This is a genomic window from Nonomuraea marmarensis (genome assembly GCF_043197025.1).
Lineage (GTDB): Bacteria > Actinomycetota > Actinomycetes > Streptosporangiales > Streptosporangiaceae > Nonomuraea > Nonomuraea marmarensis.
In genome coordinates, this window is record NZ_JBICRM010000045.1 from 26734 (window position 1) to 41801 (window position 15068).

The following is a 15068-nucleotide window of genomic DNA, read 5'->3' on the forward strand; positions in this document are numbered from 1 at the left end:
CTTCGGCGTGAACTTCACCGGGAAATGTTAAGTTCGCTCACTGGGATAGGCTTGGCCCGTGACCAACGCCGAAGCGTACGACCGCGGCTTCGCCCACCTCAGCTCCCATACCGTCGGCCCCCTCCTCGCACAGGCCCGCGAGAAGGGTGCTCTCGGCCTGCTGGACGTGGGCTGCGGCACCGGCGTGGTCACGGCGGCGGCGCTCGCGTTAGGCGCTGAGGTCACCGCCGTGGACGCCGATCCCGGCATGCTGGAGCTGACCGCCCGCCGCCACCCCTACGCGACGATCCGGCCTGCCACCCTCCCCGACCTGCCGTTCGGGGACGAGCAGTTCGACGCCATAGCCGGAAATTTCGTCATCAATCACGTGCCCGACACCACCAAGGCGCTCAAGGAGTTCCACCGCGTTTTGCGCCCGGGCGGCACGATCGCCCTGACCTGGTGGAAGGCCGACGAGATGACCGCCACCAACGTCTTCGCCGACGCCATCATCGCCGCCGAGGTCCCCTACGATCCGCCGCCCCGCCCGTTCACCGCCAACGACACGCCGCAACGCTTCACGGAGCTGCTGGAGAAGGCGGGTTTCGAGGAGGCGGCCGTGGACACCGTGCGCTGGCGCCACCAGGTGGACCTGGCGACGTGGTGGACGAACATCGTGCAGGCGGGCGGCCCCCGCTTCGCGATGATCGCCAGTCAGCCGCCGGAGACCGTCGAGCGCATCAGGGCCCACTACACCCGGCTGGCGGCCCCGTACGCGCGAGAGGGTTTTCCGGTGTGCGCCTACCTAGCCCACGCCACCCGCTGACCAGGCGTTCACCAGCGGCATCAGCACTCCGTCCACCGACTCCCGGACGAACTCCGCATCGAACGGCGGCCCGGCGAAGATCATGCGATGCCACACCAGCGCCTCGGCCACCGCGAAGAGCCTCCCGGGATCGACCGGCCCGGCCAGCTCCCCGCGTTCGGTGGCCCGCTCCAGCAGCGCCCGCACGTCGCCGAGGTTCTTCGTCGGCATGTGCTCGCGCAGCGTGCGCGCCAGCTCCTGGTTGGACACCAGCGTCGAGGACAGCCCGATGACCAGCGTGTGCTTGCGCTCCACCGCCTCGCACAGCCCGCCGAAGATGGAGGTCAGGTCGCCGCGGAGCGAGCCGGTGTCCTCGCCCGGCGGCGTGTCCATGTCGAACCGCCGGCAGATGACGTCCACGACCAGCTCGGGCTTGCCCGCCCAGCGCCGGTAGATGGTGGCCTTGCTGGCCCTGGCCCGCTTGGCGATCTGATCGACCGACATCCGGTCGTAGCCGACCTCCGACAGCAGCTCCATCGTGGCGTCGAGGATGGCCCTGTCACGCTCAGGGTCGAGTGGAGCCACGTAAACGTCCTTCAGCTGTAGGCGATCTCATCGAATCGTACGCCTGTCAGCTGCGTGGACAGGTCCCAGAGCCGCTTGGCGACCTCCTCGGAGCGGGCCGTCCGCGAGGGCGTGAGCCGTTTGAGCGTGGGGCCGATGTACTCGCCGCCGCGGAGGTCGGGCGAGGTGGCGGCGTAGAGCGAGGACACCGCGCCGGCCGCCGCCGACTTCAGGAACAGACCCACGACGGGCTGGAGGATGCCCGCCTTGAAGAAGTTCGTGCCGGTCATGCCGGGGTGGGTCGCCACGCTGGTCAGGTCCGCACCGGCCCGCTGGGCGCGCCGCTGGAGCTCGAAGGTGAAGAGCAGGTTGGCCAGCTTGGACCGCCCGTACGAGCTCATCTTGCGATAGCCGCGCTCCAGCCCGAGGTCGTCGAAGTCGAGCGTGGCCATTTTGTGCGCGTCGCTGGCGACGTTCACCACGCGGGCGCCGGGGGCGGCCAGCAGGAGGGGCAGCAGCAGTCCCGTGAGCGCGAAGTGCCCCAGGTGGTTGGTGCCGAACTGCAGCTCGAAGCCGTCCTTGGTCTCCTGCCGGGGGACCATGCCGACGCCCGCGTTGTTGACCAGCAGGTCCAGCTTGCCGACGCCCGCGGCGAACCGCCTGACGGAGTCCAGGTCGGCCAGGTCGAGGTGGCCGTACTCGACCTGCGCGCCGGGCACGGCCCGCAGGATGTCCGCGACCGCGGCCCGGCCCTTGTCCGCATTGCGCGCGGCCACGACGACGCGGGCGCCGTGCCTGGCCAGTTCGAGCGCGGTGGGCTTGCCGATGCCGCTGTTGGCGCCGGTCACGATGGCCGCCTTGCCCGTCAGGTCGGGTATGGAGGCGGGAGTCCAGGATGTCATCGCCACTCCGGTGTGCACTAACCGCTACCTGCCGCGCGGGACGCGACTCGCGGTACGAAACCGTTTCGTACACCTTAGCCTAGCGTTCCAGTCGCTGCCGCGCGTGCCGCTCCTCGCGCCGCGTCACCTCCAGGCGCTGCCGGCTGTCGTCGAGCCTCTTGCGCGCCTTGGCCAGCTTCTGCTCCAGCCGGGCGACCGTCTCGGCGCGCTCGTCGTGCTCCTTGGTGGCCGCCTCCAGCGCCTCGCGCCACTCCCGGTGCGCGGCCTCGGCCTCCCGGCGCTCCCTGGCCCTGGCCTCCTGCCGCTCCCGGGCCTCGGCCTCCTCGCGCTCCTTCGCCTTGGCCGCCTCCTCCTTGGTGGGCTTCTTCCTGGGGGCCGGGCGTTCGCGAGGTATGGGGGCGGGGGCGAAGCCGCTGTAGTTGAGCGGCTTGACCAGGTTGCCGCGGCGCACCTGGTCGGCCGCGTCGGCGTCGACCACGGCGGCCTCCAGGGTCTGGTCCACCTCGGCGCCCGCGGCCGGCGACAGCTCGCCGTCCCGCCTGATGAGCCTGCCCAGCTTGGCCGTGACCTCGCCGCGGCGCTGGGTCAGTTCGGCCAGCGCGCCGGCGTCCTGCTCCTGCCAGGCGGTGCGCAGCCGCTCGCCCACCTCCAGGAGCTGCGCCAGCTCGCCGGGATGCTCGCGGGCGACCAGGTTCACCGCCCAGGCGGACACCGTGGGCCTGCGCAGCTTCGCGATGTCGCGCGACAGCCGTACGTCGCCGGCGTCCTTCGCCGCGCGGGCCTCGGCCTCGCGGGCGGCGGTGAACTCGGACGGCGGGAGCGCGTAGAGCCGGTCAGCCACCTCGTCAAGATCCACACAGGACAAATACCCCACATCCGCGCGTTTGTAGCGCATAGTGGAGGCAGCCCCCCAGTCGAACGGAGGCCCCCCTGGTGTTCGAACGCTTCACCGACCGTGCGCGCAGGGTCGTCGTCCTCGCCCAGGAGGAGGCGCGGATGATGAGCCACAACTACATCGGCACGGAACACATATTGCTCGGCCTCATCCACGAGGGTGAGGGACTGGCCGCGCTGGTGCTCGACGACTGCGGCGTGGAGCTCGATCACGTACGCGCGTTCGTCGAGCGCGAGGTGGGCCGCGGCGCCAAGTCACCGGGCGGGCACATCCCGTTCACGCCGCGGGCCAAGAAGGTCCTGGAGTTGTCGCTGCGCGAGGCGCTGCAGCTACGCCACAACTACATCGGCACCGAGCACATCCTGCTGGGGCTGATCAGGGAGGGCGAGGGGCTGGCCGCCCATGCGCTCATGGACGCCGGCGCGGATCTGCCGGACGTACGGCAGCGCCTGCTCGACCGTGTGGGACGCGGCTCCAAGGAACGCCCGAGCGAGATGTTCTTCGCCGGCGGCTCGGTGCTGGGCGAGCGGCTCACCCGGATCGAGCAGAGCCTGGAACGCATCGAACGCCACCTGGGCATCCTGCCGGAAAAGGCCCCCCAGCAGGAAACCGAGAAGAAGCCGGACGAGCCCGAGGAGGGCCTGGGCTGACCGGCTCAGCGGGCCTCAGGCGGACGCCATCGTGCCGACCGGCAGCCTGGCCTCCACCACGCCGGGGTCCTCGGTGTAGCCCAGCGTGGCGCCCAGGGAGATCAGCAGCCTGCGCATCCTGGTGTTGTCGGACAACATGGTGGCCCTGACCTCGGCGTATCCCAGATCGCGCGCCGCCCGTACGAGCATCCTGGCCATCCCCGCGCCCAGACCGCGCCCCTGCCAGCGGTCCTCGACCAGGAAGGCCATCTCGGCGATGCCGGGGTCGGGGGTGAACATGAGGTTCGCCATCGCCACGACCTGCCCGTCGTGCCCGGCGACCAGCGAATGTCCCCTGCTCCTGTCGCACAGCCGGTCGAACATGCGCGGCGGCAGCGCCGGCATCGAGGTGAAGTAGCGGAACCTGCGCGACTCGGGCGAGCACCTGTCGTGCAGGTCGCGTACGGCTTCGCGGTAGATCGAGGTGAGCGGGCGCACCGTGACCTCCACCCCGTCGGAGAGCTTGACCCCGCGCTCGGTGCCGCTCTGCTCGGTGGCCGGCTGGGCGAGCCTGGCGAAGGAGGCCGCCCTGGCCGCCTCGGTCAGCGTGAACGGCAGCTCGGCGCGGCGCAGCCGGACCGCGCGCCTGGGCGCCACGGGCACGACCAGCTGGGTGGGGTCGGGTAGATCACTCACCGCTTCACCATAGATCCACCTGGCGTCGTCCGCGCGCAGCAGCTCGGCCAGGAGTTCGGGCAGCCGCCACGGCATCGAACGCAGCCTGGAGGCCAGCAGCAGCGCCCTGGTGGGCTCGTCGGTCAGCTCGTGCGCGGTGGCCGGAACCACCTGGACCCGGCGCCCTCCGGCCGCTTCCAGGGCCGCGCGCACGATCTCGGGGTTGGCGGGGATGTCGGCGACGAACTCGTCGACGGTGCCGTCGGCGTCGGATTGTACGCTCAGGCCGAGGATGTTACCGCCCCTGGCGGCCAGGGCCGAGGCGAGTGAGGCCAGCCGCCCGGGCCGCTCGTCCACTGTGGTGCGGATGCGCAAGAATCCCATGGCCACGAGCATGCCTGGCAGCTGTTACGCAACCGCTAACGGTGTGTTTCATCGCGAGATGCACCCACTTATGCCGATATGGCCCGATTCCCTCAGGACGAGGGCGGCAAGATGTACGGCGAACGACCCATTGAGCTAGGGAGACCCCATGAACATCCTCTTCCGAGGGGGCCGCGTCTTCACCCCGAGAGGCGTCCTGGCCGAGGCCGTGCTCGTTCGTGACGGCGTGATCGCGGCCGTGGGCCCGGAGCGGGATCTCGCGCACCCGCCCCACGAGACGGTGGACCTGGACGGCGGCCTGCTGGCGCCGGGGTTCGTCGATGCGCACCTGCACCCGGTCCAGGCAGGTCTGGAACGGGCAAAGTGCGACTTGTCCGAAAATTTCGGCCTAGATGAGTACTTGGCGAAGATCAAAGACTATGCCGCGAAAAATCGGGATAAAGAGTGGATTGATGGCGGCGGCTGGGACATGTCGGCGTTCCCCGGCGGGCTCCCCCACCGCGATCAGCTCGACTTCCTCGACCGCCCCGCCTACCTGATCCAGCGTGACCACCACGCCGCCTGGGTCAACACCCGCGCCCTCGATCGCGCCGGCATCACCAGGGACACCCCGGACCCGGCCGACGGCAGGATCGAGCGCGACGCCGCCGGCGCCCCGACCGGCGTACTCCACGAGGGCGCGATGGACCTGGTCGGCCTGCTCACCCCCCGTCCCACCCCCCAGGACCTCCAGGACGCCCTGGCGGACGCGCAGGCCCATCTGTTCTCGCTGGGCATCACCGGCTGGCAGGACGCCATCGTGGGCTCCTACGCGGGCTCGGAGGACCAGCTGCCCACCTACCTGGCGGCGGCCCGCTCGGGCGAGCTGCGGGCGCGGGTGGTGGGCGCCCTGTGGTGGGACAGGACGCGGGGCCTGGACCAGATCGACGACCTGGTCGCGCGCCGGGCCGCCGCCGAGGGCCTCGACCGTTTCCGCGCCACCTCGGTCAAGATCATGCAGGACGGCATCACGGAGAACTTCACGGCCGCCACGCTGGAGCCGTACTGCCAGTGCGGCGGCACGGGCCTGTCGTACGTGGACCCGGGCAAGCTCAAGGAGTACGTGGCCGAGCTGGACAGGCTCGGCTTCCAGGTGCACTTCCACGCCATCGGCGAGCGGGCCGTGCGCGAGGCCCTGGACAGCTTCGAGGGCACGGACCCGGACAACCGCCACCACATCGCCCACCTGCAGATCATCGAGCCCTCGGACGTGCCGCGCTTCGCCGCGCTGGGCGTCACGGCCAACCTGCAGCCGCTGTGGGCCACGCACCACGCGCAGATGGACGAGCTGACGCTGCCGTTCCTGGGGGAGCCACGCTCGTCGTGGCAGTATCCGTTCGCGGACTTGCTGGCGCACGGCGCCCGTTTCTGCGCGGGCAGCGACTGGCCGGTCTCGAGCGCGGATCCGCTGCAGGGCATGCACGTCGCGGTGAACCGCACGGAGCCGGGCGGCTCGGTCCACGCCGGCTACCCGACCGCGCAGACCCCGTTCCTGCCCGGCCAGCGCATCGACCTGGCCACGGCCATGACGGCGTACACGGCGGGCTCCGCCTGGATCAACCGCTCCCCCGCCGGCGTCATCGAGCCGGGCCGCCCGGCCGACCTGGTGGTGCTGGACCGCGACCCGTTCGAGCTCCCGCCGGGCGACCTCTGGACGACGGGGGTGCGGCTGACGTTCGTGGACGGCGAGCCCGTCTACGAACGCCGCTAGCCGGATACGGCGAAGGGCCCCGGAGGCCGAAGCACCGGGGCCCTTCGCCGAATCGACTACCAGGGGGACTTGTTGTTGCGCAGGCGCTCCAGTGCCTCCTCGAGGATCGCCTTGCCGTCCTTGTCGCTCCTGCGCTCCTTCACGTAAGCCAGGTGCGTCTTGTACGGCTCGTTCTTGGGCGGGGCAGGCGGGGCCTCCTCGTCCTGTCCGGCTGGGAGGCCGCAACGCGGGCAGTCCCACAGCTCCGGGACCGCCGCGTCACTGGCGAAACTGGGGCGCGTCTCGTGCATGTTGGCGCACCAGAACGAGACCCGCACTCTCGGAGCTGCCTCGCCGCGCTCGGCCTCCCCCATCGGGCCGGCGCCGACACGGCTGCCACGGATCGCGTTGCCACTACCCACGGATGAACTCCTCGCTCGATCGCCCCGTGTGCGGACACGGGGGGAGAATCACTGTCACGCGTTAACTTGTTGCTCAGGGCCTCATGAGCAGGCCGAGAGCGATGATGCAGACGAACCAGATCGTGCCCGTGATGACGGTCAGCCGGTCGAGGTTACGCTCCACCACCGAGGAACCACCGAAGTTCGACGAGAATCCACCGCCGAACATGTCAGACAGGCCGCCACCCTTGCCCTTGTGGAGCAGCACGAGCAGGATCATGAGGCCGCTCGCCAGGATGAGGGCGATGGAGATTCCGATTTCCACGGTATGCCTGTTCCTTCAATGCTCTGTTACGCGTGACGATTCAAACTTGCCTTCTGAGGGTACGGCCTGGTGTCAAGTCGCACCCCCAGAACGTCTCAGTTAGCCTGGCTTATCGGAGAATCGGCAGATCTTTACGAACTCTCCGGCGTCGATGCTGGCACCGCCCACGAGCGCGCCGTCGACATCGGGCCGAGCCATGATCCCCGCGATATTGCCTGACTTGACCGAGCCACCGTAAAGGATACGGACCGCAGAGGCCACTTCGGGGTCGTAGAGCTCCGCGAGTCGCACTCGCAACGCTCCGCAGACCTCCTGGGCGTCCTCAGGGGTGGCCACCTCGCCGGTGCCGATCGCCCACACCGGTTCGTAGGCCACTACTATCGATTTTGCCTGCTCCGCGGTGATTTTGCGCAGCGCGCCGTCGAGTTGACCGAGACAGTGCGTGATGTGGCCGTCCTCTTGACGCACCAACAGCCCCTCTCCCACGCACAGGATCGGGGTGAGCGAGTGCCGGTAGGCGGCCTGCACCTTGGCGTTGACCAGGTCGTCGTCCTCGCCGTGGTATTGCCTGCGCTCGGAGTGGCCGATCGTGACGAACGTGCAGCCCAGCTTGGCCAGCATGGCGCCCGACACCTCACCGGTGTAGGCGCCGCCGTCGTGCTGGGACAGGTCCTGGGCGCCGTACACGATCCTGAGCTTGTCGCCGTCGACGAGCGTCTGCACGCTGCGCAGGTCGGTGAACGGCGGCAGGACCGCCACCTCGACCTTGTCGAAGTCCTTGTCGTTGAGCCCGAAGGCCAGCTTCTGGACCAGCGCGATGGCCTCGAGGTGGTTGAGGTTCATCTTCCAGTTGCCGGCGATGAGCGGCTTGCGTCGCACCAACTCACTCCTCCAGGGCCGCGAGTCCGGGAAGGGTCTTCCCCTCAAGGTATTCGAGACTGGCCCCGCCGCCGGTGGAAATGTGCGAGAAACCGTCCTCGGGCAGGCCGAGCTTCCGTACGGCCGCCGCCGAGTCGCCGCCACCGACCACCGTGAAGGCGCCGGAGGTGATCAGCGCCTCGGCCACCGCCCTGGTGCCGCCCGAGAACGCGTCGAACTCGAACACGCCCATCGGCCCGTTCCAGAACACGGTCTTGGCGTCGGCCAGCTTGGCGGCGAACAACTCGCGCGTCCTGGGCCCGATGTCGAGCCCCTCCCGGTCCGCGGGGATCGCGGTGGCTTCGACCACCTCGTGCTCGGCGTCGGCCGCGAACGTGACCGCCGCCAGCACATCCACCGGCAGGACGAGCTCGACACCCCGCTGCGCGGCCTCTTCGAGGAAGCCGCGCACCTGGTCGAGCTGGTCCTCCTGGAGCAGCGAGTTGCCGACCTCGTGCCCCTGGGCCTTGAGGAACGTGTACGCCATGCCGCCGCCGACCAGCAGCCGGTCGACCTTGGTCAGCAGGTTGGCGATGACGCCGAGCTTGTCGGAGACCTTCGCGCCGCCCAGCACCACCACGTAGGGCCGCTCGGTGTCCTCGGTCAGCCTCTTCAGCACCTCGACCTCGGCCACGACCAGGCCGCCCGCGGCGTGCGGCAGCAGCTTGGGCACGTCGTAGACGCTGGCGTGCTTGCGGTGCACCGCGCCGAAGCCGTCACCCACGTAGAGCTCGGCCAGCCCGGCCAGCCGCTGCGCGAACGCGCCCCGCTCGGCGTCGTCCTTGGATTCCTCGCCGGGCTCGTAGCGCAGGTTTTCCAGCAGGGCCACCTGGCCGTCCTGGAGCGATGCAACGGTGTCGCGGGCGCTGTCGCCGACCACGTCGGCGGCGAAGGCCACGTCCTGACCGAGCAACTCGCCGAGCCGCCTGGCGACCGGCTCGAGCGAGTATTTCGGGTTGACCTGGCCCTTGGGCCTGCCCAGGTGGGCGCAGACGACGACCTGGGCGCCCTTGCCGACCAGCGCCTTGATCGTCGGCACCGACGCCCGGATGCGGCCGTCGTCGGTGATCGTCTGCCCGTCGAGGGGGACGTTGAGGTCGGCGCGTACGAGCACACGCCGCCCCTTCACGTCGAGATCGTCGAGCGTGCGCATCCTCATGCTCCTGTCCTTCCGGGGTGGGCCGGAATCACAGGCCGCGGCCGACCAGCTCGATCAGGTCACCGAGGCGGTTGGAGTAGCCCCACTCGTTGTCGTACCAGCCGACGACCTTGACCTGGTTGCCGATGACCTTGGTCAGCCCGGCGTCGAAGATGCAGGAGGCCGGGTCGGTGACGATGTCAGAGGAGACGATCTCGTCCTCGGTGTAGCTGATGATGCCCTTGAGCGGGCCCTCGGCGGCGGCCCTGACGGCGGCGTTGACCTCCTCGACGGTGACGTCGCGGCTGACGTCGACGGTGAGGTCGGTGGCCGAGCCCGTGGGGATCGGCACGCGCATGGCGAAGCCGTCGAGCTTGCCCTTGAGCTCGGGCAGGACCAGGCCGATGGCCTTGGCGGCGCCGGTGGAGGTGGGCACCACGTTGAGCGCGGCGGCGCGGGCGCGGCGCAGGTCCTTGTGCGGGCCGTCCTGCAGGTTCTGGTCCTGCGTGTAGGCGTGGATGGTGGTCATCAGACCCTTCTCGATGGTGAAGGTGTCGTGCAGGACCTTGGCCATCGGCGCCAGGCAGTTGGTGGTGCAGGAGGCGTTGGAGATGATCGTGTGGCTGGACGGGTCGTACGCGCCGTCGTTGACGCCCATCACGATCGTGACGTCTTCGTTCTTCGCCGGGGCGGAGATGATGACCTTCTTCGCGCCGTTGTCGGCGTGCACCTTGGCCTTGGTGGCATCGGTGAACAGGCCCGTGGACTCCAGGACCACGTCGACGCCGAGGTCGCCCCAGGGCAGCTTGCCCGGGTCGCGCTCCTCGAAGACCTTGATCGCCTTGCCGTCCACGACGATCTCGTCACTGTTGGCCTTCACCTCGTAGGGCAGGCGGCCCAGGATGCTGTCGTACTTCAGCAGGTGAGCGAGCGTCGCGTTGTCGGTCAGGTCGTTGACCGCGACGATCTCGATGTCCTTGCCGCTGGCGGCGACAGCGCGCCAGAAGTTGCGACCGATGCGGCCGAAGCCGTTGACGCCTACGCGGATGCTCACGGAAACCGATCTCCTCGAAACCAGATGGCGGCTGAAACCTCAACCACGAACCTTATCGGACCCAAATTGGTTTAGACCACTTCAGGTACCGCCCTGTGAATGACCGTTCGGGGGACACGTTTTGCGAGGTTCGAGTAAAGTGCCCGACTCATCGATGTAAATTCGTGCATTCTCTGGGGGCTGAGATGTCACATAAGCGGTCCGGCCTACTACCCGGACTCATCTTAGGCCTGCTCGCCGCGCTGGTCTGCGCGGCCGCTCTGGGGGCGGCCGTCCTGTTCCAGAGCCGCCTGCCCGCCGCCGTCACGACGTTCGGCAACGGCCATCCCCTCTCCGTGACCTCGTCCCTCGCGATCGCCCTGCTGGTCGCCCTGGCGATGGGCTCGGTGCGCCCCCGCAGCATCGCCCTGATCCCCGTGGCGGCGCTGTACGCGGGCGGTGCCGTGGTCTCGGGCCAGATCGTGGGCTCGTCGATCATGATCGGCGCCACTCTGCGTACCCCGCCGGCCGAACGCGGCCCCGCCGACCTGGCCGATATCACCCTGGACAACCTCTCTGCGGGCCTCCCCTACGCGTCGTCGCTCTACCGGGACCCACTGGCGGAGACGTGGGCGGCCTGGCTCTACATCGCCGTCGCCGCCCTGGCCGCGCTCGCCCTGCTCATGCGGCGGGTCGTCCGCGTCCGCCGCGCCCAGCGGGCCCGGGCGGCCGAGGCGGAGGAGACGAAGGAGCCCGAGTACCGGGCCCCGTTCGAGCCCGCCCAGTCACCGGACGAGCAACCCTCGACCGACTTCTTCACTCCCCGCAAGCCCGCCCGGGACTAAGAAAAATCCCCAGCAAGCCGAACCAACTCTCAAGTAAGGTGCGTGCTCCATCAAGGCAAGTAACTCCTAACCTCATAGGAACCCCCCAACATGTCGAACCAGAAGTCAGGTTTAGTCCCCGGCATCATCGTCGGCCTCGTGGCCATGCTCGCCGGAGCGGCCCTCTACGGCGCGATCATCGGCATCACCAAGTACGAGATCGGCATCGCGACCATCGGCGTGGGCGTCCTGGTCGGCCTGGGCATCATGGCCGTCAAGCCCACCAGCCCGGTCCTGCCGCCGCTCGCCGCCGTGTTCGGCCTGGCCGGCGCGGCGCTCGGCCAGATCGTCGGCGCCACGATCCTGCTCGTCGAGTTCGCCCAGGACGAGGGCGTGACGATGAGCTACACCACGGCCGCGGGCGAGATCACCGGCGAGTTCGGCGCGCTGATCAGCGAAGACCCCAAGTCGCTGCTGTTCTGGGCGATCGGCGCGGCAGCGGCCTTCTCCTTCGTCAACAAGCGCGTCAAGGCCGCCAACGAGCCAGCCGACCAGCCCCAGCCGACCAGCCCGGCCCAGAGCTGACGCAGGGGCACGGTGGGCGCCGCCACCACTGGGCGGCGCCCACCAAACGGCGACCGGCCGATGTCACCACGGGCAACGAGCAACGGAACACCCGGCCCACAGTGCGCACGTAACGGCGCCCGGCCCCGTGGCGGTCAGCGGGCGTTTCCTGGAGGCCACCAGCCACGTGCGGCGAGTGGCGGCCCACCGTGCGAAGCCGTACAAGATGAGGCTCTTAAACCAACCCACAGACCGGAAAGCCGCTCACGGGGCGAGCATGTCGACGGTGAGATTGGCCTCGGTGTTGGGGATGCCCAGGTCGGAGGCGCGTTTGTCGGCCATGGCGAGCAGCCGCCGGATTCGCCCGGCGATCGCGTCCTTGGTCAGCGGCGGGTCGGCGATCTGCCCCAGCTCCTCCAGAGACGCCTGCTTGTGCTCCACCCGCAGCCGCCCGGCCACCACCAGATGCTCGGGCGCCTCGTCACCGAGGATCTCCAGCGCCCGCTGCACCCGCGCCCCCGCCGCCACCGCCGCACGGGCGGAGCGCCGCAGGTTGGCGTCGTCGAAGTTGGCCAGGCGGTTGGCGGTGGCCCGCACCTCGCGGCGCATCCGCCGCTCCTCCCAGGCCAGCACGCTGTCGTGCGCCCCGAGCCGGGTGAGCAGCGCGCTGATCGCGTCGCCGTCACGCACCACGACCCGGTCCACGCCGCGCACCTCGCGCGCCTTGGCGTGGATCTTCAGCCGCCGCGCCGAGCCCACCAGCGCGAGCGCCGCCTCGGGCCCGGGGCAGGTGACCTCGAGCGACATGGAACGCCCCGGCTCGGTCAGCGACCCGTGCGCCAGGAACGCGCCGCGCCAGGCGGCCTCGGCGTCGCAGGCGGCCCCCGCCACCACCTGGCGAGGCAGGCCGCGCACCGGGCGGCCGTGGTTGTCGATCAGGCCCGTCTGGCGGGCCAGCGCCTCGCCGTCGCGGTAGACGCGCACCACGTAGCGGGAGCCCTTGCGCAGCCCCGCGGGCGCGAGCACGAGCACCTCCGCCTTGTGCCCGAACACCTCGCCGATGTCCTTGATCAGTCGCCGTGCGGTGGCGTTGGTGTCGAGCTCCGCCTCGATCACGATCCGCCCGCCCACCAGGTGCAGGCCGCTGGCGAACCGCAGCAGCGTCGAGACCTCCGCCTTGCGGCAGCACGGCTTCAGCACCGGGAGGCGGCTCAGTTCGTCTTTCACCACACCTGTCATGGCCATGCGTTAGTCCTCTCCCCCATTCAGACCGGCTCCCGTCAGTCTCTCGCACCTTCGCGCCACGCCGACCAGGATCAACGCTTCTGGAGGAAAATCTCGTCCAGGACGGAGGCAAGACGTCGTGGGTCATGCTTCGCCGAGCCGTCGCCGGCGGCCACGTCCGCCATGACGAGCCGCGCGCCGAGCGCGGCGGCGGCCTTGTCAAGGGCGTCGGGGTCGTCGACGACTCCCGTGTCGGCGAGTACGACGTCGATCGACAGGTCGGGAGCGTGCTGCCGGAGCACCTCCAGATGTTGCTGGGGGGAGAAGTCGTCTGTCTCGCCCGGCTGGGGCGCCAGATTGAGCGTGACGAGCCGTTTAGCTCTGGTCTCGTGCAGCGCCCTGGCCAGTTCGGGCACCTTGAGGTGCGGCAGCACGCTGGTGAACCACGACCCCGGCCCGAACACCACCCAGTCGGCCTCCAGCACCGCCGCGATCGCCTCGGGCCGCGCGGGCGGGTCCTCGGGCACCAGCGAGATCGCCTGCACCCGGCCGGGGGTCAGCGCGCACGCCACCTGCCCGCGTACGGTCGAGGTGACGCCGTCGAGCTCCACCTCGGCCACGATGTCGAGCGGCACCGACGCCATCGGCAGCACCCGGCCGTGCGCCCCGAGCAGCCGCCCGACCCAGTCAAGCCCGGCCACGGGGTCGCCGAGCAGCTCCCACAGCGCCACGATCAGCAGGTTGCCGACGGCGTGGCCGTGCAGCTCGCCCTCGCTGCGGAAGCGGTGCTGCACCACCTCGCTCCAGGTGCTGCCCCACTCGTCGTCGCCGCACAACGCGGCCAGCGCCATCCGCAGGTCGCCGGGGGGCAACACGCCGAGCTCGCGGCGCAACCGCCCGCTGGACCCGCCGTCGTCGGCGACGGTCACCACGGCGGTCAGCCGGTCGGTGACGACTCGTAAGGCGGACAGGGACGCGAACAGCCCGTGCCCGCCTCCCAGCGCCACCACCGGGGGCCCGATCCCGGCGTGGAGTGCGCCGTCCACCTCCGGCCGCCCCTCGGCCCGCCAGGGGTCCGATGGCCGCCCCGAGCCTTCCTCTACCGGATCCGGCAAAGCCGATGTCGCTGCCGTGAAGCCTTCATCCGTCACTCCCGCCCCACATCCCGGTGACTCACCTGGACCTCCATCCCGCGGTCGCGCAGCCGGGCGGCGACCTGCTCGGCCATGGCCACGCTGCGGTGCTTGCCACCCGTGCAACCCACCGCCAACGTCGCATAGCTCTTGCCTTCGCGCGCGTACCCGGCGGCGACGACCTGCAGGACCTCCTCGTACGCGTCGAGGAATTCCTTGGCCCCCGGCTGCCCGAGCACGTAGTCGCGGACGGACGGGTCGAGCCCGTTCATCGGCCGTAGTTCGGGCACCCAGTGTGGATTGGGCAGGAACCGGCAGTCGACCACGAGGTCCGCATCGACCGGCAGCCCGTACTTGAATCCGAACGACACCACGTTGAGCCGCAACCCTGGTCGATCCTCCCCGCCGAAGTACGCGACGATCTTGTTACGTAGATCATGCACGTTGTGGGACGACGTGTCGATCACGAGATCGGCATTTGCCCGGACTTCTCGAAGAATCCCCCGCTCCCGGGTGATCCCGTCGACCAGGCGGCCTTCGCCCTGCAGCGGGTGCGGCCTGCGGACGTTCTCGAACCTGCGCACCAGCTCCTCGTCGCTGGCCTCCAGGAACACCACCCGAACCCCCACGCCGCGCCCTTCGAGCTCCTCGATGGCCGCGTTGAGGTCGGTGGTGAAGGCCAGGCTGCGCACGTCGACGACGGCGGCCACCTTGTCGGCGGCGAGCTTGACCTTGCCCGCCTCCTCCGCCATCGCGAACAGCAGCCCGGGCGGCAGGTTGTCGATGACGAACCAGCCCAGGTCCTCCAGTGCCTTGGCCGCCGTGCTCCGCCCCGCCCCGGACATGCCGGTGACGATGACGAACGCCCGCTCGCTGGTCGCCGCCTCACTCCGTCCGCCGGGCTCGGCCTCGCGGGTGCTCATGTCAGCATCGGCCTCACGGGTGT

At 69.9% G+C, this 15068-nt stretch carries 16 protein-coding genes and 1 pseudogene; 5 read left to right on the plus strand and 12 right to left on the minus strand.

The window, feature by feature from the left end; translation table 11 throughout:
- Nucleotides 1-58: 58 nt before the first annotated feature.
- Nucleotides 59-805 carry a class I SAM-dependent methyltransferase gene (locus ACFLIM_RS44310; protein ID WP_393175776.1) on the plus strand — a complete coding sequence of 249 codons (747 nt, stop codon included), beginning with the start codon at nucleotides 59-61 and terminating at the stop codon, nucleotides 803-805.
- On the opposite strand, the gene ACFLIM_RS44315 is transcribed toward ACFLIM_RS44310, so the two are convergent.
- From ACFLIM_RS44315 to ACFLIM_RS44325, 3 genes are all read right to left on the minus strand, one after another.
- The gene (locus ACFLIM_RS44315; protein WP_393175778.1) at nucleotides 785-1369 is read right to left on the minus strand and encodes a TetR/AcrR family transcriptional regulator; all 585 of its coding nucleotides are present in this window, start codon (nucleotides 1367-1369) and stop codon (nucleotides 785-787) included. The two genes, ACFLIM_RS44310 and ACFLIM_RS44315, sit on opposite strands and share 21 nt — an antisense overlap.
- An 11-nt stretch (nucleotides 1370-1380) precedes the next feature.
- Nucleotides 1381-2250, minus strand: a complete 870-nt coding sequence (locus ACFLIM_RS44320; protein WP_393175780.1) for an oxidoreductase — start codon at nucleotides 2248-2250, stop codon at nucleotides 1381-1383.
- A gap of 79 nt (nucleotides 2251-2329) precedes the next feature.
- The gene (locus tag ACFLIM_RS44325) at nucleotides 2330-3091 is read right to left on the minus strand and encodes a hypothetical protein (RefSeq protein ID WP_393175782.1); all 762 of its coding nucleotides are present in this window, start codon (nucleotides 3089-3091) and stop codon (nucleotides 2330-2332) included.
- 92 nt (nucleotides 3092-3183) lie between these two features.
- Between ACFLIM_RS44325 and ACFLIM_RS44330 the strand changes: the two are divergent.
- Nucleotides 3184-3600 (plus strand): annotated as a pseudogene (locus ACFLIM_RS44330) (Clp protease N-terminal domain-containing protein); the annotation flags it as partial.
- Nucleotides 3601-3810: 210 nt separating this feature from the next.
- On the opposite strand, the gene ACFLIM_RS44335 reads toward ACFLIM_RS44330, so the two are convergent.
- Entirely contained in the window at nucleotides 3811-4833 is a 1023-nt protein-coding gene (locus ACFLIM_RS44335; protein WP_393175784.1) for a GNAT family N-acetyltransferase, read from the minus strand.
- Nucleotides 4834-4981: 148 nt separating this feature from the next.
- Between ACFLIM_RS44335 and ACFLIM_RS44340 the strand changes: the two genes are divergently transcribed.
- Complete coding sequence (locus ACFLIM_RS44340) at nucleotides 4982-6583, plus strand: amidohydrolase (protein ID WP_393175786.1); 1602 nt, start codon at nucleotides 4982-4984, stop codon at nucleotides 6581-6583.
- A gap of 56 nt (nucleotides 6584-6639) precedes the next feature.
- Here ACFLIM_RS44340 and ACFLIM_RS44345 read toward each other — a convergent pair whose 3' ends face one another.
- From ACFLIM_RS44345 to gap, 5 genes are all read right to left on the minus strand, one after another.
- Entirely contained in the window at nucleotides 6640-6984 is a 345-nt protein-coding gene (locus ACFLIM_RS44345; RefSeq protein WP_090942943.1) for an RNA polymerase-binding protein RbpA, read from the minus strand.
- A 73-nt stretch (nucleotides 6985-7057) separates the two neighbouring features.
- A complete protein-coding gene (gene secG / locus ACFLIM_RS44350) occupies nucleotides 7058-7288 on the minus strand; it encodes a preprotein translocase subunit SecG (protein WP_352364424.1) in 231 nt (76 codons plus the stop codon).
- A gap of 99 nt (nucleotides 7289-7387) precedes the next feature.
- Nucleotides 7388-8170: a triose-phosphate isomerase gene (gene tpiA, locus ACFLIM_RS44355; protein WP_393175789.1), complete on the minus strand. Its 783-nt coding sequence runs from the start codon at nucleotides 8168-8170 to the stop codon at nucleotides 7388-7390.
- Between the two features lies 1 nt (nucleotide 8171).
- Complete coding sequence (locus ACFLIM_RS44360; RefSeq protein WP_393175859.1) at nucleotides 8172-9359, minus strand: phosphoglycerate kinase; 1188 nt, start codon at nucleotides 9357-9359, stop codon at nucleotides 8172-8174.
- Nucleotides 9360-9393: 34 nt separating this feature from the next.
- Nucleotides 9394-10398: a type I glyceraldehyde-3-phosphate dehydrogenase gene (gap, locus tag ACFLIM_RS44365; protein ID WP_393175791.1), complete on the minus strand. Its 1005-nt coding sequence runs from the start codon at nucleotides 10396-10398 to the stop codon at nucleotides 9394-9396.
- A 185-nt stretch (nucleotides 10399-10583) separates the two neighbouring features.
- Between gap and ACFLIM_RS44370 the strand changes: the two genes are divergently transcribed.
- Both ACFLIM_RS44370 and ACFLIM_RS44375 read left to right on the plus strand, forming a co-directional pair.
- On the plus strand, nucleotides 10584-11222 hold the full coding sequence (locus ACFLIM_RS44370) for a hypothetical protein (RefSeq protein WP_393175793.1): 639 nt from the start codon (nucleotides 10584-10586) through the stop codon (nucleotides 11220-11222).
- Between the two features lie 90 nt (nucleotides 11223-11312).
- Nucleotides 11313-11786 (plus strand): hypothetical protein, encoded by a 474-nt coding sequence (locus tag ACFLIM_RS44375; protein WP_393175795.1) that lies wholly within the window; start codon nucleotides 11313-11315, stop codon nucleotides 11784-11786.
- A gap of 243 nt (nucleotides 11787-12029) precedes the next feature.
- Here ACFLIM_RS44375 and whiA read toward each other — a convergent pair whose 3' ends face one another.
- The 3 genes from whiA to rapZ form a co-directional block, all read right to left on the minus strand.
- Complete coding sequence (whiA, locus tag ACFLIM_RS44380) at nucleotides 12030-13010, minus strand: DNA-binding protein WhiA (protein ID WP_026214667.1); 981 nt, start codon at nucleotides 13008-13010, stop codon at nucleotides 12030-12032.
- A gap of 71 nt (nucleotides 13011-13081) precedes the next feature.
- Nucleotides 13082-14035: a gluconeogenesis factor YvcK family protein gene (locus ACFLIM_RS44385; protein WP_393175798.1), complete on the minus strand. Its 954-nt coding sequence runs from the start codon at nucleotides 14033-14035 to the stop codon at nucleotides 13082-13084.
- Nucleotides 14036-14136: 101 nt separating this feature from the next.
- Complete coding sequence (rapZ, locus tag ACFLIM_RS44390) at nucleotides 14137-15045, minus strand: RNase adapter RapZ (RefSeq protein WP_393175861.1); 909 nt, start codon at nucleotides 15043-15045, stop codon at nucleotides 14137-14139.
- Between the last annotated feature and the right edge of the window lie 23 nt (nucleotides 15046-15068).